This is a genomic window from Edwardsiella sp. EA181011 (assembly GCF_000800725.1).
Classification (GTDB): domain Bacteria; phylum Pseudomonadota; class Gammaproteobacteria; order Enterobacterales; family Enterobacteriaceae; genus Edwardsiella; species Edwardsiella anguillarum.
In genome coordinates, this window is sequence record NZ_CP011364.1 from 2318803 (window position 1) to 2345706 (window position 26904).

Genomic DNA, 26904 nt, shown 5'->3' on the forward strand with positions numbered 1-26904 from the left:
GTTAGACCGATTTTAGCGATTTTTATCTGCCAGTACCTCTCCTAGAGTGAGCTCAACGTCTCATTTACACCCTCAAGAGGTATAGCGCATGTCACACGATCCGGTTCTCAACGCCGTCGCCACCATTCTCGAGCATAAACCCGGCTTCGCCCCCCGCGCGGCCATGATCCTCGGCTCCGGCCTCGGCGTGCTAGCCGATGCGCTAGAGGAGAAGGTCGTCATCCCCTACGAGGCGCTGGATGGCTTCCCGGTCAGTACCGTCGCCGGACATAGCGGCGAACTGGTTCTGGGTAAGCTGCACGGGGTGGAGGTGATCTGCATGAAGGGGCGCGGCCATTACTACGAACACGAAACCATGAAGGTGATGACCAGCCCGGTGCGCACCTTTAAACGCCTCGGCTGCGAGTTACTGCTGGTGACCAACGCCGCCGGCTCTCTGCGGCCGGAGCGCATCGGCGTCGGTTCGCTGGTCATTTTTAACGATCATATCAATACCATGCCGGGAACCCCGATGACCGGCGCTAACGACGAGGCCTACGGTCCACGCTTTTTCAGCCTGGCTAACGCCTATGATAAGACCTTGCGCGGCGAGGCCTTGGCCCTGGCCGAGCGGGAGGGGATTGCCGTCAATCAGGGCGTGTTCGTCTCCTACAGTGGCCCCTGCTTCGAGACCGCCGCCGAGATCCGCATGATGCAGCGGATGGGCGGCGACGTGGTCGGCATGTCGGTGGTGCCCGAGGTGGTGAGCGCCGCCCATTGCGGTTTAGCGGTGTTGGCCATCTGCGCCATCACCAACATGGCGGAGGGGCTCGGCGACGTGCAGCTTTCCCATGAGCAGACCCTCAGGTGCGCCAAGCTGGCGGAAACGGATTTTATTCGCCTCATCGATGCGTTTATCCGCCACCATTTCCAGTAGGTAGAGCAAGACAAGGAGGCCAGCTATGTTTGCAGCAGGATTTCTCGGTATCGCGGCGCTAATCCTTATCGCCGTGCTCGCATCGACCAACCGCCGGGCCATTCGCCTGCGCACGGTGGGGCTGGCCCTGCTCTTGCAGGTCGCCATCGGTGCTCTGGTGCTGTACGTGCCGCAGGGACGGCGGGCGCTGGAGGGGATGGCGCATGGCGTCGAGGCGGTGTTGGCAAGCGGCAAGTCGGGCATTCACTTCCTGTTTGGCAACCTGGTCAACTTCTCGGTAGAGGGCATCGGCTTTGTCTTTGCCCTGAATGTGTTGCCGCTGGTGGTCTTCTTCTCGGCGCTGATTGCCGTGCTCTACTACCTGGGCGTCATGCAAATGGTGATCCGTTTCATCGGCGGCGCCATGGCTCGCCTGCTCGGCACCTCCCAGACCGAATCCATGTCGGCGGTGGCCAACGTCTTCGTCGGTCAGAGCGAGGCGCCGCTGGTGGTCAAGCCCTACATGTCCAAAATGAGCGACTCTGAGTTTTTCGCGGTGATGTGCGGCGGCATGGCCTCGGTCTCGGGTACCGTGCTGGCGGGTTACGCCATGATGGGCGTGAACATGCAATATCTGCTGGCCGCCTCCTTTATGGCGGCGCCGGGCGGGCTGCTGTTTGCCAAGCTGATCGTTCCCGAGACCACGCAGCCGAACTATGCCTTCGACAACAGCATCCAGTTTGATGGCCATAAGCCGGAGAACCTGCTGGCGGCGGCGGGCGAGGGGGCCAGCAGCGGCCTCAAGCTGGCGGCCGCCATCGGCGCCATGCTGATCGCGATGATCGGCTTGGTGACGCTGGTCAACACGCTGCTGGCGGGGGCGGGGGAGATGGTGGGTATGCCGCTCTCGCTTGAGCTGATCCTCGGCTGGATCTTCTCGCCGCTCGCGTTCCTGCTCGGGGTACCCTTGGCGGACATCGGCATCGCCGGGGCCATGATCGGCAAGAAGCTGGTGGTGAACGAGTTTGTGGCCTACAGCGATCTCGCCCCCTATCTCAAGGAGAGCAGTGTGGTGAGCGCGGCCGGCCTGCAGGTGCTGGAGGAGAAATCCAAGGTGATCATCAGTTTTGCCCTATGCGGCTTTGCCAACCTGGCCTCCATGGGGATCCTGATCGGCGGCCTCGGCACGCTTTGCCCCTCCCGATCCGCCTTTATCGCCCGTTACGGCCTGCGGACCGTGCTGGCCGCCACCTGCTCCAACCTGATGAGCGCCGTCATCGCCGGCATCTTCTTCTCCTTAAGCTAGGCGCGCCATCCTGGACTTTGGGGCGCCTCGGCGCCCCTGTTTATCCGCCGGCGGCGGCGGTCTGGGGGAGCGCGGCAGTATGGATCGCCGTGACCCTGCCGGAAGTGACGAAATGGTGGAAAGATAACGTCGGCACGCAGGATGAATCCGTATACACCCGCAATATCATCAGTCGTTTCGATAGTGATGATAAGCGTCACTTGCTGATCGTCGTTGATAAACTGCTCACCGGGTTTGATGAGCCGAAGAATAGCCTGCTGTATATCGACGGGCCGCTTAAGTCCCACAGCCTTGTTCAGGCGATTGCCCGGGTGAACCGGCTGCATCCCCTGAAAAAGTTTGGCCTGCTGATTGATTATTGCGGCATTTTGGCCGGGCTGGACACGACTATCGGTAAATATCAGGATCTCGCCTCCCGGACGCAGGGGGATACGACATCAAGGATATTGCCGGGCTGTACCGCGCCATGAGCTCTGAATATAAGCGGCTGCCGCATCTGTATCACCAGCGGTGAGCTATCTTTGCCGGTGTCAAAAACAATAATGATACTGAACAGCTGCGTGCGGTGCTGCGAGCGTAGGGGTCACGGGCAGGGCGGCGATCAATGCTCCGCGAGCCACCGCTCCGCTTTCTCTCTGACCAGCGCTAATACCTGCGCCACCGGCGTATAATGCTGTTGCTGCAGGTGCTGTTGACCGATCTCGGGGTGAGAGACGATGGCGTCGTAGGTGAGATCGCAGATGAGCGGCGTGATCTCCTTAGTTAAATAGTTGGTTTCCCGGCTGGTTAACGATAATTTTTGGCCGGCCAAGCTATTTATCTCGGCGGTTAGGCCGGGTCTGGCAAAGCTCAGTAATTTATCATCGCTTTTTTCTTCCGCGATTTTTTTGTAGCCGCCCTCGATCATCGCAGATCGCACGATCTCTGCGCGGGCGCTTTTGGGGATCTCTCTCTGTCGCTGGTGTCGCACGTCGTCGAGCACTGCATTGGCGCGTGAGCCGATATAGGAGTCAATATCCTGCTGCAGCCGGATATTCACCGCATGGCGGGCATGAGAGATAGACGTGGCCTCCATAATCAGCCTGTTAGCTAAATCGGTGCCGATATCGCAGAGCACCTGGATTTTATCCAGGGGCTTATGGAAGCCGAGCTTTAGCAGGTCATCGCACTGGCGCATGCTGAGATCGAATGTAATGCGAACATCATGGCTCTCTTCTGCTATTTTTCTAAAGCTGGCCAGATTCACCCCGTCGACGTGGCTGGGTTCATTTCCTTTTATATCATAACTATGGTTTTTCTGAAAAAAATGCAGCAGGCTGTTAATGTTCATTGCGTACACTCGTTATATGCCGAAAGTGAAAGGGAAATATTTTTTTTCGATATGACTATGATCTTCGTCAAATAGTCATGTATCGCTTCAGCGTTATCGCTTCAGCGTTATCGCTTTATATAGGTGATTGTATCTGTGTATTGCTTATTTGATAGCATGTATCGCTATTTGTTTAATTATTGTTGATAGAGACCGGACCATCTGTTTTTTGTGGCTGCTGCGCGTGGCGATGCGCTGTCAGAGAGCCCTAAGGAGGGAATGCGCACGGACGCGCGGTTTTCTGGTGCGTTCAGAAGGCGAGCGGCCTCGCACCGCCTATTACTGGTAGCTTATTGGCGCCGGCGCGGCGTGGCATAAATAGGATGATCCGATAAGCGATATATACGCATATTGCGTCGCAGGATAACGATAGGCTGCGTTTTTATTTTCTCACCAGTCAATGTGATATAATTCTATTAATATATATTATAAGATTATTCTGTACATGAATAAATCGCGCCGGCGGCCTCCATTTTTTATTGGTGGCGAAAATGTATGTCGTGGCAATCGGTATTATTAATCCCTTCGCGGCGGATCTGCGAATTTTATCCGAGGATAAGGAGATGAATAACGGAAAAGTTTGGCTCGTCGGCGCCGGCCCCTGCGATGCGTCGCTGACTACGGTAAAAGGTTTACGCTGTATTCGCCGGGCGGAGGTGATCGTTCGCGATCGCCAGGTCAACCCCGAGCTCCTTGAGCTGGCCCCCGCCGACGGTCTGGTTATCGACGTCGGCCAATCCGCGAACCTTCATCCGCTACCCCTGGCGCAAATTAATGCGCTGCTGGTCAATTACGCCGTCGCACCGTGAGGCCAGGGCAAGGTAGGGAGGGCGCCCGCTACAGTAGGGTGACCCCTCCCGGCACCGTGCTGAGCAGATGCTGGGTGGGCCAGTGGCGCGTTAACCCGTGCTGCATGAGGTGGCGCCTCAGCGCCTCGACATCGTGCCGGCGACGATCCAGCAGCAGTCCCACCACGCTGCCGCTGTGCGCCACGTTGACGCCAAATAGGCCAAACGTCTCCACCATGGCCAGCAGCGCGGGGAAATCCGCCTTCGGCAACAGCCGCTGGCTGGCGATGGCGCTGAGGGTGGCCGCCTCTCCCAGGCGGTAAGGATCTTGGCGCTGGCATCCCTCCTGCAGCCGTCGCCAGGCGCGTTGCAGCGCTGGCGCCTCCGCCAGTAACGCCCTCTGGCGCGCGCGGCGGTGGTAGTCGGCGGTGCGCAGGGTCAGCGGGCTTTCGAGCAGCAACACATCCAGTTCAGGCGCGCTGCCGCAGGCTACCTGGGTGGAGGCATCGTTATGATCGAACAGGGTCAGCTGGCGAAACAGGGTGCTGTCGGTGGGCTCCAGCGAGACACACAGCGCTGCCAGCGTCGGTTCGTCCAGCCGTCGCCCCAGATGGTGCGCGGCCGCTACGGCGGTGGCGGCGATGTCCGCCGTGCTGCTGGCCATTCCCTTGGCCTGGGGGATGGTCGAGTGAGTCTCGATGCGCAACGCTTGGCTCATCTGCGCCGGGTAGCCCCAGTGGTGCAGCAGGCGTTCGATCATCATTCGGGAGAGCGGGCGCTCCTGCGCCCGCGGCGCGCCGTCGCAGACTTCGACCGTGCTGTACCAGGCGACGGGGCAGGAGACCAACTTCTCGCTGCCTAAAATCCAGCCTTGAATGAGCTCTCCGCATGATGCGGGGCACTGCGCAACCGCCACGCCTTCACCTTTTGAACCGATAATTTCGCCGCATAGTGGCATGACGACGGCAGGAAAGCCACGCTTTTCACCCTAGCCCTGCCGCGCCGGAGGGATTGCGGGAGAAAAGCGTGCTATGGTGATAGTCTGATGATCGGTGGCGAATCTATTGGCATGATAATAACGGGTGGAATGACGTACCATCATGCTGTTTTTATGCTAAATTGCGCCGTCTTTTCTTCTGCGACGGGCGACGAGGGCCGCGCAGGAGTGAGTATGAATATCTATTTGTGATGATGGGCGAGCGTTGCCCGCTCATCATTTAAGCCGACAGGTTTGCCATATTAATGGTAGGGAAGGGGGTGTAAATCCCCCGCAGCCCCCGCTGCTGTGATGCTGACGACCCCGTGTACACCACTGATCGCAAGATTGGGAAGGACGGGCGAGGAGGACGCTAAGCCAGAAGACCTGCCCGTCGGTAACTACCAACAACTTCGGTGGGAAGTGGGTTGATCTGATGCATACAGTCGCAAGACTGGGTAGCGGTGTATCTATACCCTCCAACCACCCTGAACAGGATCAGGGGCATGGCGGCACAGCAGTACGCGTTCGTTCTGGCGGGCACCGGCAGCGGCTGTGGCAAAACCACGCTGACGCTGGGGTTGCTGAGTCTATTGAAACAGCGTGGGCTGCGCGTTCAGCCGTACAAAGTGGGGCCGGACTACCTCGATACCGGCTGGCATACGGCCGTGTGCGGCAGCGCCTCCTGCAACCTCGATAGCTTTATGCTACCCGAACCGCCGCTCAACGCGCTGTTTAGCGAACGGATGCAGCGGGCCGACGTCGCGGTCATCGAGGGGGTGATGGGGCTGTATGATGGCTACGGCACCGATCCGGACTACTGCAGCAGCGCGGGGATGGCCAAGCAGCTGCGCTGTCCGGTGATCCTCCTGGTGGATGGCAAGACGGTCTCCACCTCCATCGCCGCCACGGTGATGGGCTTTCAGCGCTTTGATCCCACGTTGAATATCGCGGGCGTGATGGTGAATCGCGTCAACAGCGAGGCGCATTTCGCGCTGCTTAAAACGGCCATCGAACGCTACTGCGCCATTCCCGTGCTCGGCTATATCCCGCAGATGGCGGGGATTTCCTTGCCCGAGCGCCACCTCGGCCTGGTGACGGCCCGAGAGTCCGTCGTGCGGACGCAGCCCTGGCAGGCGTTTGCCGCCGCGCTCGAACGTACCCTGGATATCGATCGTTTGCTCTCCCTGTGCCAGATGGCGTCGCTGCCGCCGGGCGCCTGGCCTGCGCTGCCCGCCGCCGACGCCGGCCGCGGCTTGACGCTGGCCATGGCCGAGGACGAGGCGTTCAACTTCTACTACCCGGACAACGTGGCGCTGCTCGAACGCACGGGCGTCGAGATCGTCCGCTTTAGCCCCCTGCATGACGCCCGGCTGCCCGACTGCCAGATGGTGTGGCTGGGCGGCGGCTACCCGGAGCTGTATGCCGGGAGGCTGGCGGCCAACGCACCGATGCTGGCGAGCCTGCGCGCGGCGCACCGGCGCGGCGCGGCGATCTACGCCGAGTGCGGCGGGCTGATGTATCTTGGCAGCACGCTGGAGGATGCCGACGGTGAGATCCACCCCATGGCCAATATTATTCCCGGTCACAGTAAAATGGGGCGGCGGCTGACCCGCTTTGGCTACTGCGAGGCTCAGGCGCGCCAGCCGACGCTGCTGGCGGAGCGCGGCGAAACGCTGCGCGGGCATGAATTCCACTACTCTGACTTTTCACCGCAAACCCCCGCGCTGCTGGCGTGCCGCAAAGTGCGCGATGGGGTGACCACCCAGGCGTGGGAGGGGGGATGGCAGGCAGGCAGCGCCTTTGCCAGCTATCTGCACGTTCATTTTGCCCAGCGCCCGCAGATGCTGAACCGCTGGCTGGCGGCCGCCAGGGCGGCCCTATGACGCTCCTGGCCTGGTGCCTCGCCTGGATCCTCGACGCCGCGATCGGCGATCCGCCGCGCTGGCCGCACCCGGTACGCTGGATGGGGCTGCTGATCACCACCCTGCAGCGGCGCGTACGCCGTCGCTGCCGCAGCGAGGGTGCGCTGCGCATCGGCGGCGGCCTGATGTGGCTGACGGTGGTGGGGGGACGTGGGGCGTGGCCTGGGGGGCGTGACGCTGGCGCGGGCGATCCATCCGTGGCTGGGGTGGGCGGTCGAGGTCTGGATGATCTTTACCACGCTGGCCGGCCGCTGCCTGGCGGACGCCGCCCGGGAGGTCGAACGGCCGCTGCGCGCCGGCGCGCTCGCCGAGAGCCGCGAAAAGCTCTCCTGGATCGTGGGCCGCGATACCTCGCAGCTGCAGCCGCCGCAGATCAACCGGGCGGTGGTGGAGACCGTTGCCGAGAATACGGTGGATGGCATCATCGCGCCGCTGTTCTTCCTGCTGCTGGGCGGCGCGCCGCTGGCGATGGCCTACAAGGCGGTCAATACCCTCGATTCGATGGTGGGCTACAAGCATGAGAAGTACCGAGCGATCGGCATGGTGAGCGCCCGGATGGATGATGCGGCGAACTACCTGCCCGCGCGGCTGAGCTGGCTGCTGCTGAGCGCGGCGGCGTGGCTGTGCCGCGACGATTTTTCCCGCGCGCTGCGCATCGGCTGGCGCGATCGCCGCTGCCACAGCAGCCCCAACTGCGCGTGGTCAGAGGCGACCGTGGCCGGCGCGTTGGGGATCCGGCTGGGGGGCCGAACGACTACTTTGGCCAGCGGGTGGAGAAGCCCTGGATCGGCGATGCGCGCCGCGCGGTTACCCCGGACGATATTTCCCGAACGATTCGACTGATGTGGGTCGCGTCAGCCCTGGCGCTGGCGCTGTTGATGGCGGTGCGCTGGCTGGTGGCCGGCGCGGCCTGAGGAGACGAGAGCATGCAATATATCCAGCAACCCCGGGCGATTGAGGCCAAAAGCTTCGACATCATCGGCGAGATCATCCGTGAGACGCGCCCGGCGTATCGGTTCGCCAGCCCGCTGCACGAGGCGATCGTCACGCGGGTTATCCACACCACCGCCGATTTTGACTGGCTGGATATCCTCTGGTTTTCCCCGGATGCGCTGACGCAGCTGTGCGCGGCGCTGAGCCGCCCGTCCGTCATCTACACCGATACGACGATGGCCCTCTCGGGGATCAACAAGCCCCTGCTGGCCACGTTTGGCGGCGAGTGCCGCTGCTATATCAGCGATGCGCGGGTGGTGGCGCAGGCGCAGGCGCAGGGGATCACCCGCTCCATGGCGGCGGTCGATCGGGCGGTGGCGGAGGCGGAGCGCCCGGTGTTCGTCTTTGGCAATGCGCCGACGGCGCTGTTCCGCCTGCTGGAGCACGATATCGCCGTCGGCGGCGTGGTGGGGGTGCCGGTGGGGTTTGTCGGCGCGGCGGAGTCGAAAGCGGCGCTGACGCACAGCGGCTTGCCCGCCATTGCGGCGCTGGGGCGCAAGGGCGGCAGCAACGTGGCGGCGGCGATCGTTAACGCCGTGCTGTACCACCTGCGGGGGGCAACATGAGCGATCGGGCCTTTGATACGCCGGTGTGGCACCACGGAAAGGCGCTGCGCAAGGGCTATACCACCGGCTCCTGCGCCACCGCGGCCGCCAAGGTCGCCGCGCTGATGGCGCTGCGCCAGCAGCTGATCCATCAGGTCGCCATCGTGACTCCCTCCGGCGTCACGCTGAACCTGAGCGTTGAATCCCCGCATATCGAGGGAGAGCAGGCCATCGCCGCCATTCGCAAAGACGGCGGCGATGATGTCGATGCGACCCACGGTATGCTGATTTTCGCGCGGGTCACGCTCAACGACAGCGGCGCGATCTCGCTGTCGGGGGGCGAGGGGATCGGCACCGTGACGCGCAAGGGCATTGGCCTGCCCATCGGCAGCGCGGCGATCAACCGCACGCCCCGCCACACCATTGAGTCGGCGGTGCGCGAGGCGATCGGCCCGACGCGCGGCGCCGCGGTCGAGATCTTTGCGCCGGAGGGCGTCGCGCGGGCGCAGAAAACCTATAACGCCCGCCTGGGTATCCTGGGCGGCATCTCGATTATCGGCACCACGGGCATCGTGACGCCGATGTCGGAGGAGAGCTGGAAGCGTTCGCTGGCGCTGACCCTGGAGATGAAGCGCGCCGCCGGGATGACGCGGGTGGTGCTGGTGCCGGGCAACCACGGCGAGCGCTTTGTGCGGGAGCAGATGGGGATCGCGGCCGATGCGGTGGTGACGATGAGCAACTTCGTCGGCTATATGGTCGAGGAGGCGGTGCGTCTGGGGTTTCGCCAGATCGTGCTGGTCGGCCACCCGGGCAAGCTGATCAAGGTCGCCGCCGGGATCTTCCACACCCACAGCCATATGGCCGATGCGCGCATGGAGACGCTGGTGGCGCATCTGGCGCTGCTGGGCGCGCCGCTGGCGCTGCTGACGCGGGTGCGCGACTGCGACACGACCGAGGCGGCGATGGAGCATATCGACGCCTACGGCTTTCAGTCGCTGTATGACCATCTCGCCGCTCGCATCTGCCAGCGCGTGATAGAGCGGCTGCGTTTTACCCAGAATCTGCCGATCTGCGACGCCATTCTGTTCTCGTTTGATAACCAGACGCTGGGCAGCAACCGCCCGGTCGCCGCCATCGTGGCGGATCTGCGGTGTTGACGGTCGTGGGGGTGGGCCCCGCGGGCGTCCATCTGATAACTCCCGCGGCGCGCGATGCGATCGCGCAGGCGGAGTGCCTGGTGGGCGGGGCGCGTCATTTACGGCAGTTTCCGGACTTTCGCGGCGAGATCTTCGCCCTCGGCGCCAACGTCGCGGCGCTGTTGGCCTGGCTCGAGGCCCGGCGCCTGCGCCGCGTGGTGATCATGGCCTCCGGCGATCCGCTGTTTTACGGCATCGGCACGCGGATCGTGGCGCACTTTGGCATTGAGCATGTGCGTATCATTCCCGGCATCAGCGCGGTGCAGTACCTCTGCGCGCAGGCGGGCATCGACATGAACGAGATGTGGCTCACCAGCAGCCACGGCCGCCGGGTCGATTTTGATCAGCTGGCGCGCCATGACAGGGTGGCGATGGTCACCGACGCGCGCTGTGGACCGAAAGAGATCGCCGCGCAGCTGGTGGCGCGGGGGAAGGGGCATCGCTGGATGGTGATCGGTGAAAACCTGGCGATGGAGAGAGAGCGGATCCACTGGCTGCCCGTCAGTGAGGTTCGCGCCGACTATGAGATGAACGCGGTGGTGATCCTCGATGAACGATGAGCTTTTTCTGCGCGGCGAAACGGTGCCGATGACCAAAGAGGCGGTGCGCGCGCTGGCCCTCAGCAAACTTGAGCTGCACCGTGCCAGCCATCTGATCGATATCGGGGCGGGAACCGGCAGCGTATCGATTGAGGCCGCGCTGCAGTTTCCCTCTCTGCGGGTGACCGCCATCGAGAAAAACCCCGCGGCGCTGCGCCTGCTCGAAGAGAACCGCCGGCGCTTTGCCTGCGGCAACGTCCGCATCCTGCCCGGCAGCGCGCCGATGCCGGTGGCGGAGCGGGCCGACGCCGTGTTTATGGGCGGCAGCGGCGGCCACCTGACGGCGCTGATGGACTGGTCGATGGCCCAGCTGCATCCCGGCGGGCGCCTGGTGATGACCTTTATCCTGATGGAGAACCTGCATAGCGCGCTGGCCCATCTGGCGCAGCGGGGAGCGCCGGGCGTGACGTGTCAGCAGATACAGACGGCGTCGTGGGTTCCGCTCGGTCAGGGCCACTACTTTAAACCGAATAATCCCGTTTTTGTTATCGCCTGTCAGAAGGAGGAACATCATGTCTGAGACCTTTGATGCCCGCTGCGTGTGGTTTGTCGGCGCGGGGCCCGGCGATCGTGAGCTGATTACCCTCAAGGGCTATCGGCTGCTGCAGCAGGCGCAGGTGGTCATCTATGCCGGCTCGCTGATCAATCCTGAGCTGCTGGCGTACTGTCCGCCCGGGGCCGAGTGCCACGACAGCGCGGCGCTGCATCTGGCGCAGATCCTCGATCTGATGGAGGCCGGGGTACGGGCCGGGAAAACCGTGGTGCGTCTGCAGACGGGCGATCTCTCCCTGTACGGATCCGTGCGTGAGCAGGGGGAGGCGCTGACCAAGCGCGGCATCGCCTGGCAGGTGGTGCCGGGGGTCAGCGCCTTTCTCGGCGCGGCGGCGGAGCTCGGCGTGGAGTACACCGTGCCCGACGTCGCGCAAAGCCTGATCATTACCCGCCTCGAGGGGCGTACGCCGGTGCCGGCGCGTGAGCAGCTGGAGTCGTTCGCCCGCCATCAGACCTCGATGGCGATTTACCTCTCCGTCCAGCGGATCCAGCGGGTGGCGGAGCGGCTGATCGCGGGGGGCTATCCGGCCACCACGCCGGTGGCGGTTATCTATAAGGCGACTTGGCCGGAGAGTCGCACCGTCCGCGGCACGCTGGCGGACATCGGCGACCGGGTCCGCGCTGCGGGGATCCGCAAAACGGCGCTGATCCTTGTCGGCAGCTTCCTCGGCGATGAGTATCACTACTCAAAGCTCTATGCGGCGGACTTTAGCCATGAATACCGTAAAGCCTGAATCCATCGCGCTGTTTTGCCTGACCCCCGGCGGCGTGCAGCTGGCCAAGCGGCTGGCGACGCGGCTGCCGCTGACCTGCTTTACCCGCGAGGCGCTGTGGGAGCCGGGGTTTACCCCGTTCGAGGGTGGCTTCGCCCAGACCGCCCGCCGTGCGTTCACCCGCTATTCGGCGCTGATTTTTATCGGTGCGACGGGGATCGCCGTGCGGGTGCTGGCGCCGCTGATCAATGACAAGTTCAGCGATCCGGCCGTGGTGGTGATCGATGAGCGCGGCCAGCACGTGATCAGCCTGCTCTCCGGACATGCGGGGGGGGCGAACGCCCTGACCCGCGATCTGGCGGGCATGCTGGGGGCCGATCCGGTGATCACCACCGCCACGGACGTGAACGGGATGGCCGCGCTGGATACGCTTGCGTTCCAGCTTGACGCTCGGATGAGCGACTTCCGCTCGGCGGTCAGGGAGGTCAATCAGATGCTGGTCAGTCAGCGGCGGGTCGGGCTGTGGTGGGATCCGGCGCTGGCGGCAGAGGTCAGCCGCTGCGATCGGCGGGGATTTATCACCGTGACCGACCTGCAGGATCTGCCCGCGCTGGATGCGCTGGTGTGCATTACCCTGCGCCGCGATCTGCCGGAAATTCCACTGCCGCACTGGAAGCTGGTGCCGCAGCGGGTGGTCGCCGGCATCGGCTGTCGGCGGGGTACCCCTTTCCCGCTGTTGGTCGCGCTGCTGGCGCGCCAGCTGGAGGCGCAGCGGCTCGATCCGCTGGCGCTGAGGGCGATCGGCAGCGCTGCGCTGAAGCGCGATGAGCCGGGGCTGATCCAGCTCGCCGCCCGCTGGTGCATCCCGTTTCACACCTTTACCACCGACGCGCTGCGCGCGCATGAGCACCGCTTTCCGATCTCACCCTTGGTACGCCGCACGGTCGGCGTCGGGAGCGTCTCGGGACCGGCGGCCTGGCTGCTGAGTCATGGACAGCTATTAGGCGACACCCTGCGGGAGCAGGGCGTCACGATTACCTTAGGAGTTTCATCCGCATGTTAACCGTTATTGGGATCGGCCCCGGCTCACAGGCCATGATGACGATGGAGGCCGTAGAGGCGCTGCAGACGGCAGAGATCATCGTCGGCTACAAAACCTATACCCACCTGGTGAAAGCCTTTACCGGCGACAAGCAGGTGATCAAGACCGGCATGTGCAAAGAGATCGAACGCTGCCAGACGGCGATTGACCTGGCGCAGGCGGGGCATAACGTCGCCCTGATCAGCAGCGGCGACGCGGGGATCTATGGCATGGCGGGGCTGGTGCTGGAGCTGGTCAGCCGGCAGGGACTGGGGGTCGAGGTGCGCCTGATCCCCGGGATGACCGCCAGCATCGCCGCCGCCTCGCTGCTCGGGGCGCCGCTGATGCATGATTTCTGTCATATCAGCCTGAGCGATCTGCTGACCCCTTGGCCGGTCATCGAAAAGCGCATCGTCGCCGCCGGCGAGGCCGACTTTGTGATCTGTTTCTACAACCCGCGCAGCCGCGGTCGCGAGGGGCATCTGGCGCGCGCCTTTGCGCTGCTGTCCGCCGTCAAAAGCGCGCAAACCCCGGTGGGGGTGGTGAAGTCCGCCGGGCGTAAAAAGCAGGAGAAGTGGCTGACCACCCTGGGCGGGATGGATTTTGCGCCGGTGGATATGACCAGCCTGGTGATCGTCGGCAATAAAGCCACCTACGTACAGGATGGCTTGATGATCACGCCGCGGGGCTACGCGCTGTGAACCAGGGCGAGGTGCTGGTGATCGGCGGTACCAGCGACGCCCGGGCGCTGTGCCAGCAGCTGGATGCGGCACAGGTGGCCTACACCCTGTCGGTGGCGACGCCGACCGGCGAGGCGCTCGCCGGCGCGATCCGCGGTCGGGTGCGCTGCGGGCGCATGACGCAGGCAGAGATGGTCGCCTGGCTTGTCGCGCACCGGACCCGCTGGGTAATCGACGCGTCGCATCCCTATGCCGAGCTGGTCAGCCGCAGCATCATGCAGGCCTGTCAAACGGCGGGGGTGCTGCTCAGCCGCTATCAGCGCCCGGAGCAGCTCGGCGATCTGACCCATCCGCTGCTCCACCGCGTCGCCGGTATTGAGGCGGCCAGCGCGCTTGCGCGGCGCTTTGGCGAGCGGGTATTGCTAACTACCGGCAGCAAGGATTTGGCGCGCTGGCGCGCGGCGCTGCCGGAGAAAACGCTGCTGGTGCGCGTGCTGCCGCTGGCGGAGGTGATGGCGCAGTGCGCCGAGCTCGGCTTTGGCGTCGGGCAGATCTTCGCGCTGTGCGGCCCCTTTAGCGCGGCGTTTAACGCGGCGTTTTATCGCCACTGTCGGGCTGACGTGGTGATAACCAAAGCCTCCGGCGCCGAGGGCGGCTATCAGGAAAAGGTGCAGTCCTGTCTGGATGCCGGTATTCCCTGCATCGTTATTACACGTCCGGCGCCGCTGGTGACGGGCGCGGAGTTACTGGAGAGTCTGGCCGACTTTCAACGGCGTCTGGCGCGCTGGCTGGCCACGGCTCAAGGAGAATGAGATGAAAAAGGCGCTTCTGGTGGTCAGCTTTGGCACCAGCTACCGCGAGACCGGCGAGAAGAATATCGCGGCCTGCGAACGTGAGCTGGCGGGCCACTGCCCCGATCGCGATCTGTTCCGGGCATTTACCTCCGGGATGATCATCCGCAAGCTCAGGCAGCGCGACGGCATTGAGATCGACACGCCGCTGCAGGCGCTGCAGCGGCTTGCGGAGCAGGGATATCAGGATGTTGCGGTTCAGTCGCTGCACATTATTAACGGCGATGAGTATGAGAAGGTGGTGCGCGAGGTGCAGAGCATGCGTCCGCTGTTCTCCCGCCTGACGCTGGGGGCACCGCTGCTGAGCAGCCATGATGACTACGTGCAGCTGATGCGGGCGCTGCGGCAGCAGATGCCGCCGCTCGGGGCGCAGGAGAGGGTGGTGTTTATGGGGCACGGCGCGACGCACCACGCCTTTGCGGCCTACGCCTGCCTCGATCACATGATGCGGGCGCAGGGCTTTCCGGCCTGCGTGGGCGCGGTGGAGAGCTACCCGCAGGTCGAGATTCTGATCGAGAGCCTCGGCCGGGAGGGGGTCAGCGCGGTGCATCTGATGCCGCTGATGCTGGTGGCCGGGGATCATGCGATCAATGACATGGCCTCAGAGGAGGCGGACTCCTGGCGAACGCGGTTCAACGCCGCCGGGATCCCGGCGACGCCGTGGCTGAACGGCCTGGGCGAGAATCCGGCCGTGCGGGCGATGTTCGTGGCGCACCTGCAGCAGGCGCTGCGCGGCGCCATGGAGGCGGCGGCATGAGCGGCACACTCTACGCCCTGAGCACGGGGCCGGGCGCCGCCGATCTGATCACCGTCCGCGCCGCGCGGATCCTCGGCTCGCTGGATATCCTCTACGCCCCGGCGGGACGCAAAGGCGGCGACAGCCTGGCGCTCTCCATCGTCCGCGACTATGTCGGCCCGCAGACGGAGGTGCGCTGCTGCCACTTTCCCATGAGCGGTGACGACGCGGAAAAGGAGGCGGTCTGGGATGCGGTCGCGGCGGCGCTGGCGGGCGCGGTGAAGGCCGGCAAGCGGGTTGGATTTATCACGCTCGGCGACGCCATGCTGTTCAGCACCTGGGTCTTCCTGCTCCAGCGTCTCGGCAACCCCGACTGGCTGGAGATCGTTCCGGGCGTGACCTCGTTTGCCGCCATCGCCGCGCGCGCCGGGACGCCCCTGGCGATGGAGCAGCAGTCGCTGGCGGTGATGGCGTGCACCGCGCCGGAGGCGGAGATCGCGCAGGCGCTCTTGCACCATGACACGCTGGTGCTGATGAAGGTCTATGGCCGGTTTGCGCGGATTAAGGCGCTGCTGGCGCAGGCCGGGCTGCTGGAGTGCGCGCTGATGATGTCCGACGCCACGCTGCCCGGCGAGCGGTGCTGGCGGCACCTGAATGAGGTCGACGATGGGCAGGCGCTGCCCTATTTTTCGACCATTTTAGTCAATAAACGCTGGGGGGATCGCGATGGCGCACGAACACCAGCTTAAGCGGCGGTCATTCAGTGGTCTGGCGGCGCAGCAGGCGTTTGCGATGCGCATCATGGAGGGGGGCTGCCGGTGGATTGGCTGACCGACTTGGTGACCCCGGCACAGCCGAGGCTGGCCTTTCCGGCTCGCGGCGCAGGGGAACCCTGTGGCGATCTCCAGCCATGACATCGATCTGATCGACGGCGTCAGCGATACCGTCCATGTGCTGCGCCAGGGCGAGGCGCTGGCGCAGGGGCGCCGGGCGAGGTCTTCGCCCGCGCCGATCGGATGAGGGAGGCCGGGCTGATGCAGCCCCGGCGGGTGAAGCGGCACACGCAGCTGGCGCTGCCGCGGTGTAAGCGTGAAGATACGTTTTTCCGACGTATGCGACACAACGCAATAGCAATAAAGGAGGCCCGATGACGCAGGCGATGGCGATTATGCTGCAGGGGACCGCCTCTGACGTAGGCAAAAGCGTACTGGTGGCGGGGCTGTGCCGCATTTTTTATCAGGACGGTCTGCGCACGGCACCCTTTAAGTCACAGAATATGGCGCTGAATTCCGGCATCACGCCGGATGGCAAAGAGATGGGGCGCGCGCAGATTTTTCAGGCGCAGGCGGCGGGCATCGCGCCGGACGTGCGGATGAACCCGGTGTTGCTCAAGCCGACCAGCGACCGCAAAGCGCAGGTGGTGCTGATGGGGGAGGTGGCGGCCGACATGGACGCCGTCAGCTACCACCAGTACAAGCCGCGTCTGCGCGAGCGCATTCTGGCGGTCTACCGGAGCCTGGCGCAGCAGTATGAGGCGCTGGTGCTGGAGGGGGCCGGCAGTCCGGCGGAGATAAACCTGCGCGATCGCGATATCGTCAACATGGGGATGGCCGAGATGGCACGCTGCCCGGTGATCCTGGTGGCGGATATCGACAAAGGGGGCGTCTTCGCCTCTATCTATGGCACGCTGGCGCTGCTGCGCCAGGACGAACGGACCCGGGTGAAAGGGGTGATTATCAATAAGTTTCGCGGCGATGTGGCGCTGCTGCGCTCCGGCATTGAACAGATTGAGGCGCTGACGGGGGTGCCGGTGCTGGGCGTGATGCCGTGGCTCGATGTGGATCTCGACGACGAGGATGGCGTCGCGCTGCAGAAAGGCAAATACCGGCAGACGGCGCCGCGCGATATCGATATCGCCGTGGTGCAGCTGCCGCATATCTCGAACTTTACCGACGTTAACGCCCTGGCGGCGCAGCCGGATGTTCGGGTGCGCTATGTCAGCCACCCGCAGGCGCTGGCCGGCGCCGATCTGGTGATTTTGCCGGGCAGTAAAAATACGCTGGGCGATCTGGGCTGGCTGCGTGAAAGCGGCATGGCCGCTGCGCTGCTGCAGGCCCATCGCCAGCGCGTGCCGGTGATGGGGATTTGCGGCGGCTACCAGATGCTGGGCCGCACCATTATCGACGAGGTGGAATCGGGGCTGGGGACGCAGCCGGGCCTCGGCCTGCTGAATATCGTCACCCGCTTCGCGCCGCGGAAAACCACCGCGCAGTGCGTGGCCCAGGTGACGATGACGCCGCCGGCGTGGCTGCACGCCGCCGCCGGTGTCACGGTGAAAGGCTATGAGATCCACATGGGGGAAACCCAGCGGGCGGCCGACTGCTGCCCGGCGCTGTTTATCGAGCGGGACGGCGGGCGGGTGGCGGATGGCGCCATCAGCGACGATGGGCTGGTGATCGGCACCTACCTGCATGGCGTGTTCGACAGCGATGCCTTTACGCACGCGGTGCTGGACAGTCTGCGTCATCGCAAGGGGCTGGCGCCGCTGGAAAGGACGCTGGACTATGCGGCCTACAAAGCCCAGCAGATCGATATTCTGGCCAGCGCTATGAGAGAGCATATTGATATTAAAGCAATTTATAAAATAATGCGCGAGCATAGGGAGGCGGAGGCATGATTTTGGTTACCGGAGGGGCGCGCAGCGGAAAGAGCGCGCACGTCGAGCGGCTGGCGGCTCAGCGCTGCGCGCGCATTCTGTATATTGCGACCTCCACCGTCACCGATGACGAGATGGCGGCGCGCATCGAGAAGCACCGCGCACAGCGGCCGGCGCACTGGCGCACCTGGGAGGGGTACCGCGATCTGGGCGAGGTGATTCGCCACCGGGTACGGCCCGGCGAGGGGGTGGTGCTGGAGTGCATCACCACCATGCTGGCCAACCTGCTCTATGAGGCCAGCGGCGGCGCATCGCCGGAGACCCTGGACTTCCCTGCGCTTGAGGCTGTGCTGCAGCGGCAGGTGGACGATCTGATCGCGGCGTGCCGGCAGTCGGCGGCGCCGGTGTATATCGTGACCAATGAGCTGGGCATGAGCATCACCCCGGAGAACCGACTGGCGCGCCACTTTGTCGATATCGCCGGCCGGGCGAACCAACGGCTGGCGCAGGCGGCGCAGGAGGTGTGGCTGGTGGTGTCCGGGATCGGCATGCAGATTAAAGCGGGATAGGGCCGCTCGTGGACAGCGTGGGCGCGGTGGAGAGACTCAGGGGGCAGGCGCTGTGGGATGGCGCGTGTGTAGGCGTTGACGGCGGCCATCAAACCGCTGAACACGCAAAAAGGGAGCGGCCGCCCGGCATATCGACGGGCTGGTGAGGCCGAGCAACAGCCTAGGTCGTCTGGCGCGTGGGGATCAGGGGGCTATCTGCAGCGTGAAGCGGTACGGCTTCACCTCTTTGCGCCGGGCCTCCGCGCGGCTTTGCAGTATCCGAAGCTCATACTTTCCGCTGGCGGGCAGGGTATAGCGCCCCTGGCTATCCAGCGCCGATGAGTATTTCCCCAAGTCGATCGCATCGTCGATCCCCGGGCCGAATAAAACCGCCGCGACCGTCTCTTTGGGCAGGGTGAGGCGCAGGCGCTGATCCCGGCTGGCCCGGAAGAAATAGGTGTCGTAATCGTACCCCCTGATGGTGCCGGAGTAGCGTGCGCTGTCATGCCCCTTGGGGAAGACGACGTCGATCTGCCTGCCGGCGGCGGTGGCGCTCGCGCTGAGCGCGGACAGCAGTAGGGCGATTGACGCGATGGCCGACCATGTCATGTTGATGTATCTCCTGATGCCGGTTAAGGCGTTGATTCTAACCTAGGATCGGCGCGGCGCTTAATCGGATTTCTCTTGCAATTCACGGCGTCGATGCCCCTGGGCGCGGCGTCCCATGAGCGGCAGGGCGCCCCCGCCCGCGCGGCTTCGGCCCGGTGGGCTCAGGATTGAATCCGCTGCCGCCACTGTTCCCCGAAGCGCCGGTCGAAGCTGGCCGGAAAGAAGCGCATCCGTCCGGCGCAGGGCGTAAAGGTGAACTCGCTGAAGTAAATATCATCGCCGACCAGGAACCAGTCCATCCGGCAATAATCGAAGTCGGCGCTGAGCTGGCGTGAGAGGGTCAGCATCGCATCGAGCCTGGCGGGCCTGCGGATGCGCTCATCGAGATTGTTGGGGTAGCGAGTCCCGATATAGCCGACAGCCACCTCCTGGCGTTGCCACTCCTGATCATAGATATTGACGGACTCCTCGCCGCGGGCGTCGGTAAAATCCACCTCGATAAATTTAGGCTGGCCCGCGAAGCAATGTACCCGCAATAGCTCCGGCGTAATATCCCGGTCAGCGCCGCCGAATACATCCAGGTACTGTTCACAGATGATTCTCGGAACTATATTTTTATAGTGTCTCTCGCGGGTAGTTACATACATGTTTCGAGATAAATAAAAGCTTATTTTTTCGCGCGCGCTGGCGATGTCAAATTTATCCTTGTCGGTACAAATAATGGCGCTGGCGCTATCGTGGGAGCACTTGATAACGAATTTCTGCGGCAGCGCAGCAAAGTCTATCTGATCGAAGGAGGAATAAATTCCTAGCGTTGGTACCACATATTTCTCGCCGATCTGTTGGGTGATAAATGCCCGGGCGCTGACCTTGTCCGCCAGCGTGGTAAAGCGCTGGTTGCGATCAAACAGCATGCGGAATATGATCTTTTCATTAAACGTCTGCGGCGGTGAGAGCTGAATTTCGCGGCCGAAGTCATATTGGAAACGCTTGGCTTTAAATCGTTTATCGCTGAGCAGCAGGGTACGTAGTATCTTTAATCGATACTCCACCCTTTTGAATAGCCATTTAGCCTTCATGGCGGCCTTCCCCTTAAATAAAGCTAATGCTGAATAGTGTTTTTTTTACTGCGCGCGAGTAATTGTGTTATTTATCTGTCAGGATAAATAATACATAATTTTTTCCGCCAAGAATAAATGCCAGGTAAACGGGATAGGCGTTAATGATAATTTTTATTTTGAACTATAACCGGGGTTATTAGCCATCGCGGCAAGGCCGGCCAGATTATTTGGCTGCGGCCTGCGGACGCGGCATAGGGGGAGTGTCACGATGCGGTGCGCCGGGGTACGGCCGGGAGGCGAGACATCCACCGGCCGCGGTGTCGCCGGTGGATGGCCACGCGCCGTTCGCGCAGGCTAGGAGAGGGAGAGTACCAGCATCAGCAGCAGCGCGGCGCAGATGATAACGGCGATCGGCAGCACGATAAGCTGCACAAACAGGCGCCGGCTCTCGGCCGCATCGTTCCCGACGCCGGCCAGCACCAACGCCCCGCCGCTGGAGAACGGCGAATAGCCGGTAAAGGTGGCGAACGCCGCGATCACCGAGAACAGCAGGGCGGTATGCTCAGTATGGATCTTGGCGGCGATGGGGAACATGGTCGGCATCACCGCCCCCATGCTGGAGGCAAACAGCGACATGGCGGAGGAGAGTCCCCCATGATATACACCACGCCATAGCCGCGGCTGTCCTCCCCCTGCATGCCGTTAACCCAATTGGCTATCTGATCAACGGCGCCGCGATCGACTGCCAGGTTGATCAGCATTCCCAGGCCACAGATCATGATAATGATCGACCAGGGAATATTTTCCATCGCCTTACGCTCATCGGCCACCTTCAGCAGCAGGCTGGCGACGATGCCGATAAAGGAGAGGAAGGTTGGGTTCAGCGCCTGGGTCGCCGCTTTGAGAGCCGTCGAGGCCGGCAGCAGCGATGACAGCAGCGCCGGAAGGATGATCAGCAGGAAGACCCCGCAGACCAGCCACAGCGTGCGCTTCTGCTCGGCGCTAAACGGCGCCGGCCGCGCCATGTTTTCCACGGCCTGAATCCGGTATCCCTTGAGCAGTACGTAGCTGACAGCAAAGATCGCCGTATGGGCCAAGAACATGCTCAGCCCGATGGCGTAGGTATAGTGCAGCGCCAGCGGGGCGGGAATGTTCAGGTTTTCCAGCATCCCGTTGACCACCCGTCCCCCCAGAGTAAAGGGGTTGAAGCCCCCGGCGCAGGCGCCGCTGTAGACGATCACCGCCGCCAGCATCTTGCTCATCCGGATCTGGGTAGCAATCAGCATGATCAGCGGCGAGAGAAAGGCAAAGGCGGCATAGTGTCCCGGCCCGATCCCGGAAAACACCACCACGCACAGGTAGAAGATCACCGGCATCAGCCAGGGAGAGTGGCGGCTCATGTATATCGCATGCTGGGCGCCGCGGTTCAGCGTGCCGTTGGCGATGGCAAAGCCATAAAAATAGGTGATAGAGAAGAGGATGAAAAAGAGATTTAGCGGCCATAGCGCCAGCTGCTTTCCGCCAGAGAGGCCCGCCATGTTGGCCAGGATAAAGGCGAAAATAATGGCGAATATGCCGATATTTATTTTAATAAAGTAGCCAAGGGCGATGGAGGCGACGATGGCTAGGATGATAAGGGTGTTGATGTCCAGCATGGTGTGTCCTCTTTTTTATGATTGATGAGAGAAAAGCAAGAGGTGTGCCAAGCTGGGAATGGGCTATTTTTGTGATATGAATCAAATGTATCCAAGTGATGTGTCGCGCTGCTGTTGCCCCGGTCACACTTTATTTTTCCCGGGGTAACAGGCGCGGCGTAGAGCGTCACAACTTTGTTATGGCTCGGACGCGTCGTGACGATCCTCCTCCGAGGATTGGCCGTGAATATGACGGTAGATACTCATTTTGCTGATATTCAATTGGCGCGCCGCCCTCTGCTGATTCTGCTGATTGCGCGCCAGATAATATTGCACGATCTGGCGTTGGCAATGGCCGGTCATGAGCTTGAAGTCATCCAGCAGCGGGATGCGGCAGGTCAGGACGCCGCGCTCGCCCGCCTCGCTGTCGGCCTCGTCTGGCAGGCAATAGCGCTGCAGGATCTGGGTCGGCGTCAGGGCGGGGAACACCCGGTAGAGGATGGCGAAGCGCTCGATGATGGCCCGTAGCTCGCGGACGTTGCCGTGAAACGGGTGGTGGCACAGCGCCGCCAGCAGCGCCGCCTCCTGAGCCCCGTCGAGGTAGCACTCCAGGGTTTGCAGAAAGTGGCACCCCAGCAGGCGGATGTCGTCGTCGCGGCTACGCAGCGGCGGCAGCAGGATGTGCAGCGTATTCAGCCGATAATACAGATCGCCGCGGAACAGCCGCTCATCGATCCGGCGCCGCAGATCCTGGTTGGTGGCGGTGATGATACGCACGTCGACCGGCAGCACCTCGCTGCCGCCGATGCGCATGATCTCCTTTTCCTGCAGGGCGCGCAGCAGCTTGGTCTGCATACTCAGCGGCAGCTCGCCGATCTCGTCCAGAAACAGGGTGCCGCCGTGCGCCAGCTCAAACAGCCCGGCCTTGCCCCTGCGATTGGCGCCGGTGAAGGCGCCGTCCACATAGCCAAACAGCTCACTCTCCAGCAGGTTCTCCGGGATCGCCGCGCAGTTAATCGCCACAAAGGGCTGGCTGCGCCGCGCGCTGCTGCGGTGCAGGCTCTGGGCAAACAGCTCTTTGCCCGTGCCCGACTCCCCCTGAATTAAGACGTTGGCCTGCGTGGCAGCATAGTGGCGCGCCAGCGTTTTGATATCCTGCATCGCCGGATCGGCGGTATAGATATCGTCAAAGTCATAGCGCGCGACGAACCCCTGCCGCCGTCCCTCCTGCTGGCGCAGGCGGTGCTCGGCGTGGCGGATCAGGCGCGAGGCCGACAGGGTACAGACGACCCCGAGGCTGCGTCCCTGGCTGATGATGGGTACCCGGTTAACGATAAAGGTATCGCCGTTGACCTCCACCACCTGTCCCAGCTGGCTGCGCTGACTCTTCAGCACATCCCGGGTGCGCGAATCCGGGATCAGCGTGCGGATCTCGCGGCCGATCACCGCCGGCAGCTCGCGCCGCAGGATGGTCAGCGCCGCCGGATTGACCTGGATGATGCGATCCTGCGCATCGGTGACGATCAGCGCCTCGGCGATGGTCGCCAGCATGGTATCCAGCTGCGCGGCCTTCTTGCGACTCTCATCCTCCGCGTGCGTCAGCAGCATCGCCTGATGCAGCGCCCGGTAAATGGCGTCGTCGTCGGCGGTCAGCAGCCGCGCGCTCACGCCGTGCCGCTGCGCTGCCCGCACCACCAGAATGCCGCCGATGACGACATCCAGGGCGCGAATCTCCTCGCTGAGCAGCAGCGCATCGATATCCTCGTGGGCATCGAACACATCCTGGCGGATCTCCATCGCCAGCGCCTGGGCGATCGGTGCCACCCCGGGCAGCGGCTGACGGTAGCTGATCACGCCGACCCGCGCGACCTCTCCCCGCAGCGGCAGTAGCAGCGTCAGCAGATCGAGGGCGCTGGTTTCGATAGAGACCACCGGCTTGAGCGTATACAGGCGGATTTTCTCGGCGGTGCCACCGCGGCTGATCACCGCCGAGATGTCGTCCGGCAGGCGCGCGATCTGGCGGGCGACGGCGTCAAAGGCGCCGTCGATCACCGTCAGGCGGCAGCCCAGCGCCGCCGCCTGCTGTCGCGCCAGGGTCGCCAGCTGGGGGTAGGGGGCGATAAAGGCAAAGTGAAATTCGGCGCTCATGGATACTCCTTGGTCAACGGTGTCGGGTGAGCCTGACAGCAGAGGGGCCGCGTGAGCGGCCCCCCGTGGCACAGCCCGGCGTGGGGCGCTATTGCCCGTCGGACGTCGGAGCCAACAGGCTGTTTCGCAGGTAAAATTGTCCGTCCAGCAGGATCCGGGCGGTGCGGGTCACCCGCGACTTACGCAGCCGGTATGTCTCCCCCTGCCGCTCGACGGCGCAGTCGGTCACGATCACTCCGCTGGGATGGCCGATGCGCAGGCGATCGCCGGCGTGCGCCGCCGGTGCCATCCGTTGGTATACCAGAGTGCCGGGAATGCGGGCGGCGGCGCCCAGCGCGACGGTGCCCGTCACCGGGTGGGCCTTGTGCAGCGCCTGCATAAACACCAGGCGCGAGACAATGTCGCACTGGCCCGCCTCAATGTGCTTACCGTTAAAGGTATCATGCGTATGCGGTGAACTGACAATGCTAAAAAAGGGCGCATAGGGGATCCGCTGCGCCGCCTCGCGCCAGTCATCGATCAGTCCAATCCGCTGCGCCGCCTTGGCGCGGATCTCTTCGATCAGCGCCATCCGCTGCGCATCGCCGCCGATCTCGGCCGGGGTCTCCGTGCCGCGCAGCCCCAGCGTTCCGGCGTCGATAAACACCGTGACGTTGCCCGCATCGATGATGGAAACCTGATACGTCCGCCCGCCTGCCTCAATGGTGTCGCAGGGCGCTCCGCTGGGCAGCAGCGCGCCGGTGGTCTCCCCGCCGCAGTCGGCCCAGTCGATCTCGATGCGGGCGCCGCTGCCCGGTACGCCGTCGATACAGCAGTCGCCCTCAACCCGCGGCATACCGTCGGCGACCGGCACATCGGCGATCAGAACCCGCCCGGTGTTCACCATATGGATACGTACCCGGGTCAGCGGTGCGTCGGCGGCGATCATTCCCTTCTGGATCGCGAAGGCGCCGACCGCCGCCGAGATGTTGCCGCAGTTGCCGCCGTAGTCGATGAAGGCCTCGCTGAGGCTGACCTGGCCGAAGATGTAATCCACGTCCGCGTCGGGCCGACTGGCGGGCGCGATGATGGCCAGCTTGCTGGTCAGCGGATCGGCGCCGCCCAGCCCATCGATCTGGCGTAGATCCGGGCTGCCAAAGACGGAGAGGATCACCCGATCGCGCAGGGCGGGATCGGCGGGGAGGGCGTTCTTCATGATGAAGATGCCCTTGCTGGTGCCCCCGCGTACGATAGAGACGGGGAGCGCGGTCACTTCAGTTTGCATCACAACCTCCGGTTTGTCTGAGATGGTTTACCAGTCCGCCGGCGCGGATCATCGCCATGATGTTATCCGGCAGGCGGGTGCAGGGATAGCTCTCTTGCTGGGTGATATTGTGGATGATGCCCTGGGCGATATCGATGGAGAGCGCATCGCCCTGGCGGATCTCGCCGGCGCGCGGCGCGCTGAGCGCCGGGATCCCCAGATTGATGCAGTTACGGTAGAAAATGCGGGCGAAGGAGCAGGCCACCACCGCCTGGATCCCCAGGTACCTGAGGGTGAGCGGCGAGGTTTCGCGCGACGAGCCGGAGCCCAGGTTATTGCCGGCCACCAGAATATCCCCGGGGCGCACCTGCGCGGCGAAGTGGGGATTGACGGCGGACATGCAGTAAGGGGCGGCCTCGGCGATGCTCAGCTCCATATACTGCGGCGGCGAGATGATATCGGTATTGATATTGTCGCCAAACTTCCAGACATTGCCGTGTAGCAGCGTATCCATCGGGGACCTCACAGGAGCGTTTGCGGTGAAATGATGCTGCCGGTCAGGGCAGCGGCGGCCACGGAGAGCGGAGAGGCCAGATAGACGCTGGCATCGCGGCTGCCCATGCGGCCGATGAAGTTGCGGTTGCTGGCCGAGATGCAGTTTTCGCCGCCCGCCAGCAGCCCGGAGTGCAGCCCGACGCACACCCCGCAGGTCGGCGCCAGAATGGTGGCCCCGGCCTCCGCCAGCTGGCTGAGAATGCCGCTGCGGCTGGCCTGCTGCCAGATCTGCTGCGAGGCGGGTGAGACCAGCAGGCGCACGCCGCGGGCGATCCGTTTGCCGCGCAGCACGCCGGCGGCGGCGACCAGATCGCTGTAGCGTCCGCCGGTGCAGGAGCCGAGGTAGGCCTGATCGATGCGGGTGCCGGCCACGTTGTCGATATCGGTCACGTTATCGACGTTGTGCGGACAGGCAATCTGCGGGGTCAGCGCCGGTGCTGCAAAGCGCAGCTGGCGTACGTAGCTGGCGTCATCGTCCGGGGGATAGACCGTATAGGCGTCACGGCCGATTCCCTGCGCGGCGAGGTAGGCCTCCGTCAGCGCGTCTACCGGCATCAGCCCGGCCTTGGCCCCCATCTCTACCGCCATGTTGGCGATGGCCATACGCTGATCGATAGGCATGTCGGCAAAGGTGGATCCGCAAAACTCCACGGCCTGATAGGTCGCCCCGGCGTGGCCGATGTGGCCGATGGTCTTCAGGGCGATATCCTTGGCCATCACCCCGGGGGGCAGCGGACCGCTCCACTCAACCCGCTGGCTCTCCGGCACCTTCAGCCAGGTTTTGCCGGTGGCCAGGATCCCCACCATCTCGGTGGAGCCGACGCCGGTGGCGAATGCCCCCAGCGCGCCGCCCATGCAGGTGTGGGAGTCGGTGCCCAGGATCAGGGTGCCGGGCAGCACGTGTCCCTGCTCCGCCATGATCTGGTGGCACGGTCCCTGAAACTCATAGTAGCGATCGATGCCCTGTTCGGCAGACCAGTCGCGGGTAAACTTGACGATCTCCGCCTGGCGCGCGTTGGCGGGCGGCGTATAGTGATCGGCGATGACCACCACCCGCTCGCGGTGGCGGATCGGCATCTTCAGGCTTTCCAGCTGCTCGGCGATCTGCACCCGCGGCCCCAGGATGTCATCCATCATCGCCTTATCGACATCGACCCAGACCACATCGCCGGCCGATACCTCAGCCAGCCCGGCCTTTGCGGCCAGGATCTTCTCTGCTACGGTTTTACCCATATCTCCTCCATT

At 63.6% G+C, this 26904-nt stretch carries 26 protein-coding genes, 3 pseudogenes and 1 riboswitch; of the genes and pseudogenes, 19 read left to right on the plus strand and 10 right to left on the minus strand.

The window, feature by feature from the left end; translation table 11 throughout:
- The first annotated feature begins 88 nt into the window (after window positions 1-88).
- The 3 genes and pseudogenes from xapA to QY76_RS10220 form a co-directional block, all read left to right on the plus strand.
- Entirely contained in the window at window positions 89-916 is an 828-nt protein-coding gene (gene xapA / locus QY76_RS10210; RefSeq protein ID WP_045427303.1) for a xanthosine phosphorylase, read from the plus strand.
- 25 nt (window positions 917-941) lie between these two features.
- Window positions 942-2201, plus strand: a complete 1260-nt coding sequence (locus QY76_RS10215; RefSeq protein WP_034164868.1) for a NupC/NupG family nucleoside CNT transporter — start codon at window positions 942-944, stop codon at window positions 2199-2201.
- 95 nt (window positions 2202-2296) lie between these two features.
- Window positions 2297-2712, plus strand: a pseudogene (locus QY76_RS10220) (type I restriction endonuclease subunit R); the annotation flags it as partial.
- Between the two features lie 90 nt (window positions 2713-2802).
- On the opposite strand, the gene QY76_RS10225 reads toward QY76_RS10220, so the two are convergent.
- On the minus strand, window positions 2803-3531 hold the full coding sequence (locus QY76_RS10225; protein WP_045427309.1) for a hypothetical protein: 729 nt from the start codon (window positions 3529-3531) through the stop codon (window positions 2803-2805).
- A 602-nt stretch (window positions 3532-4133) separates the two neighbouring features.
- On the opposite strand from QY76_RS10225, the gene QY76_RS10230 reads away from it, so the two are divergent.
- Complete coding sequence (locus QY76_RS10230) at window positions 4134-4379, plus strand: SAM-dependent methyltransferase (protein ID WP_081854125.1); 246 nt, start codon at window positions 4134-4136, stop codon at window positions 4377-4379.
- Between the two features lie 28 nt (window positions 4380-4407).
- Here QY76_RS10230 and QY76_RS10235 read toward each other — a convergent pair whose 3' ends face one another.
- On the minus strand, window positions 4408-5274 hold the full coding sequence (locus QY76_RS10235) for a GHMP kinase (protein ID WP_045427483.1): 867 nt from the start codon (window positions 5272-5274) through the stop codon (window positions 4408-4410).
- Between the two features lie 294 nt (window positions 5275-5568).
- Window positions 5569-5744: riboswitch (cobalamin riboswitch) on the plus strand.
- Window positions 5745-5840: 96 nt separating this feature from the next.
- On the opposite strand from QY76_RS10235, the gene QY76_RS10240 reads away from it, so the two are divergent.
- The 15 genes and pseudogenes from QY76_RS10240 to cobU all read left to right on the plus strand — a co-directional run bounded on the left by QY76_RS10240 (window position 5841) and on the right by cobU (window position 18430).
- On the plus strand, window positions 5841-7220 hold the full coding sequence (locus tag QY76_RS10240; protein ID WP_049648804.1) for a cobyrinate a,c-diamide synthase: 1380 nt from the start codon (window positions 5841-5843) through the stop codon (window positions 7218-7220).
- Window positions 7217-8173: pseudogene (gene cbiB, locus QY76_RS10245) on the plus strand (adenosylcobinamide-phosphate synthase CbiB). The gene QY76_RS10240 and the pseudogene cbiB overlap by 4 nt, the downstream one beginning before the upstream one ends.
- 12 nt (window positions 8174-8185) lie before the next feature.
- Window positions 8186-8818, plus strand: a complete 633-nt coding sequence (locus tag QY76_RS10250; protein ID WP_034164873.1) for a cobalt-precorrin-8 methylmutase — start codon at window positions 8186-8188, stop codon at window positions 8816-8818.
- Window positions 8815-9954, plus strand: a complete 1140-nt coding sequence (cbiD, locus tag QY76_RS10255) for a cobalt-precorrin-5B (C(1))-methyltransferase CbiD (RefSeq protein WP_045427324.1) — start codon at window positions 8815-8817, stop codon at window positions 9952-9954. The genes QY76_RS10250 and cbiD overlap by 4 nt, the downstream gene beginning before the upstream one ends.
- Window positions 9948-10553, plus strand: a complete 606-nt coding sequence (locus QY76_RS10260) for a cobalt-precorrin-7 (C(5))-methyltransferase (protein WP_049648805.1) — start codon at window positions 9948-9950, stop codon at window positions 10551-10553. Before cbiD ends, QY76_RS10260 begins: the two co-directional genes overlap by 7 nt.
- On the plus strand, window positions 10543-11112 hold the full coding sequence (locus QY76_RS10265; RefSeq protein ID WP_045427327.1) for a decarboxylating cobalt-precorrin-6B (C(15))-methyltransferase: 570 nt from the start codon (window positions 10543-10545) through the stop codon (window positions 11110-11112). Before QY76_RS10260 ends, QY76_RS10265 begins: the two co-directional genes overlap by 11 nt.
- On the plus strand, window positions 11105-11878 hold the full coding sequence (locus QY76_RS10270; RefSeq protein WP_034164877.1) for a cobalt-precorrin-4 methyltransferase: 774 nt from the start codon (window positions 11105-11107) through the stop codon (window positions 11876-11878). Before QY76_RS10265 ends, QY76_RS10270 begins: the two co-directional genes overlap by 8 nt.
- Window positions 11859-12920: a cobalt-precorrin 5A hydrolase gene (gene cbiG / locus QY76_RS10275; RefSeq protein WP_045427330.1), complete on the plus strand. Its 1062-nt coding sequence runs from the start codon at window positions 11859-11861 to the stop codon at window positions 12918-12920. The genes QY76_RS10270 and cbiG overlap by 20 nt, the downstream gene beginning before the upstream one ends.
- Window positions 12914-13639 carry a precorrin-3B C(17)-methyltransferase gene (locus QY76_RS10280; RefSeq protein WP_045427333.1) on the plus strand — a complete coding sequence of 242 codons (726 nt, stop codon included), beginning with the start codon at window positions 12914-12916 and terminating at the stop codon, window positions 13637-13639. The genes cbiG and QY76_RS10280 overlap by 7 nt, the downstream gene beginning before the upstream one ends.
- Window positions 13636-14430, plus strand: coding sequence for a cobalt-precorrin-6A reductase (locus tag QY76_RS10285; RefSeq protein WP_045427336.1), 795 nt, complete (start codon window positions 13636-13638; stop codon window positions 14428-14430). The genes QY76_RS10280 and QY76_RS10285 overlap by 4 nt, the downstream gene beginning before the upstream one ends.
- A 1-nt stretch (window position 14431) precedes the next feature.
- Window positions 14432-15226, plus strand: a complete 795-nt coding sequence (locus QY76_RS10290; protein ID WP_045427339.1) for a sirohydrochlorin cobaltochelatase — start codon at window positions 14432-14434, stop codon at window positions 15224-15226.
- Window positions 15223-15954, plus strand: coding sequence for a cobalt-factor II C(20)-methyltransferase (locus tag QY76_RS10295; RefSeq protein WP_034164884.1), 732 nt, complete (start codon window positions 15223-15225; stop codon window positions 15952-15954). The genes QY76_RS10290 and QY76_RS10295 overlap by 4 nt, the downstream gene beginning before the upstream one ends.
- A 121-nt stretch (window positions 15955-16075) precedes the next feature.
- A pseudogene (locus QY76_RS19285) lies at window positions 16076-16356 on the plus strand (energy-coupling factor ABC transporter ATP-binding protein); the annotation flags it as partial.
- Window positions 16353-17882, plus strand: a complete 1530-nt coding sequence (locus QY76_RS10300; RefSeq protein WP_045427343.1) for a cobyric acid synthase — start codon at window positions 16353-16355, stop codon at window positions 17880-17882. The pseudogene QY76_RS19285 and the gene QY76_RS10300, both read left to right, overlap by 4 nt.
- Window positions 17879-18430: a bifunctional adenosylcobinamide kinase/adenosylcobinamide-phosphate guanylyltransferase gene (gene cobU / locus QY76_RS10305; RefSeq protein WP_034164886.1), complete on the plus strand. Its 552-nt coding sequence runs from the start codon at window positions 17879-17881 to the stop codon at window positions 18428-18430. Before QY76_RS10300 ends, cobU begins: the two co-directional genes overlap by 4 nt.
- A gap of 183 nt (window positions 18431-18613) precedes the next feature.
- On the opposite strand, the gene QY76_RS10310 is transcribed toward cobU, so the two are convergent.
- The 8 genes from QY76_RS10310 to QY76_RS10340 form a co-directional block, all read right to left on the minus strand.
- Complete coding sequence (locus QY76_RS10310) at window positions 18614-19018, minus strand: PPC domain-containing protein (protein ID WP_034164888.1); 405 nt, start codon at window positions 19016-19018, stop codon at window positions 18614-18616.
- Between the two features lie 161 nt (window positions 19019-19179).
- Window positions 19180-20097, minus strand: a complete 918-nt coding sequence (locus tag QY76_RS10315) for an ATP-grasp fold amidoligase family protein (protein ID WP_045427346.1) — start codon at window positions 20095-20097, stop codon at window positions 19180-19182.
- 336 nt (window positions 20098-20433) lie between these two features.
- Window positions 20434-20715: a hypothetical protein gene (locus QY76_RS19290; protein WP_235439376.1), complete on the minus strand. Its 282-nt coding sequence runs from the start codon at window positions 20713-20715 to the stop codon at window positions 20434-20436.
- The gene (locus QY76_RS10320; protein WP_235439377.1) at window positions 20682-21734 is read right to left on the minus strand and encodes an SLC13 family permease; all 1053 of its coding nucleotides are present in this window, start codon (window positions 21732-21734) and stop codon (window positions 20682-20684) included. The genes QY76_RS19290 and QY76_RS10320 overlap by 34 nt, the downstream gene beginning before the upstream one ends.
- Before the next feature lie 177 nt (window positions 21735-21911).
- Window positions 21912-23861: a sigma 54-interacting transcriptional regulator gene (locus tag QY76_RS10325; RefSeq protein ID WP_045427349.1), complete on the minus strand. Its 1950-nt coding sequence runs from the start codon at window positions 23859-23861 to the stop codon at window positions 21912-21914.
- Window positions 23862-23949: 88 nt separating this feature from the next.
- Complete coding sequence (locus QY76_RS10330; RefSeq protein ID WP_045427352.1) at window positions 23950-25125, minus strand: 2-methylaconitate cis-trans isomerase PrpF family protein; 1176 nt, start codon at window positions 25123-25125, stop codon at window positions 23950-23952.
- Entirely contained in the window at window positions 25115-25618 is a 504-nt protein-coding gene (locus QY76_RS10335; protein WP_034164896.1) for a 3-isopropylmalate dehydratase, read from the minus strand. The genes QY76_RS10330 and QY76_RS10335 overlap by 11 nt, the downstream gene beginning before the upstream one ends.
- 8 nt (window positions 25619-25626) lie before the next feature.
- The gene (locus tag QY76_RS10340; protein WP_034164897.1) at window positions 25627-26892 is read right to left on the minus strand and encodes a 3-isopropylmalate dehydratase large subunit; all 1266 of its coding nucleotides are present in this window, start codon (window positions 26890-26892) and stop codon (window positions 25627-25629) included.
- Between the last annotated feature and the right edge of the window lie 12 nt (window positions 26893-26904).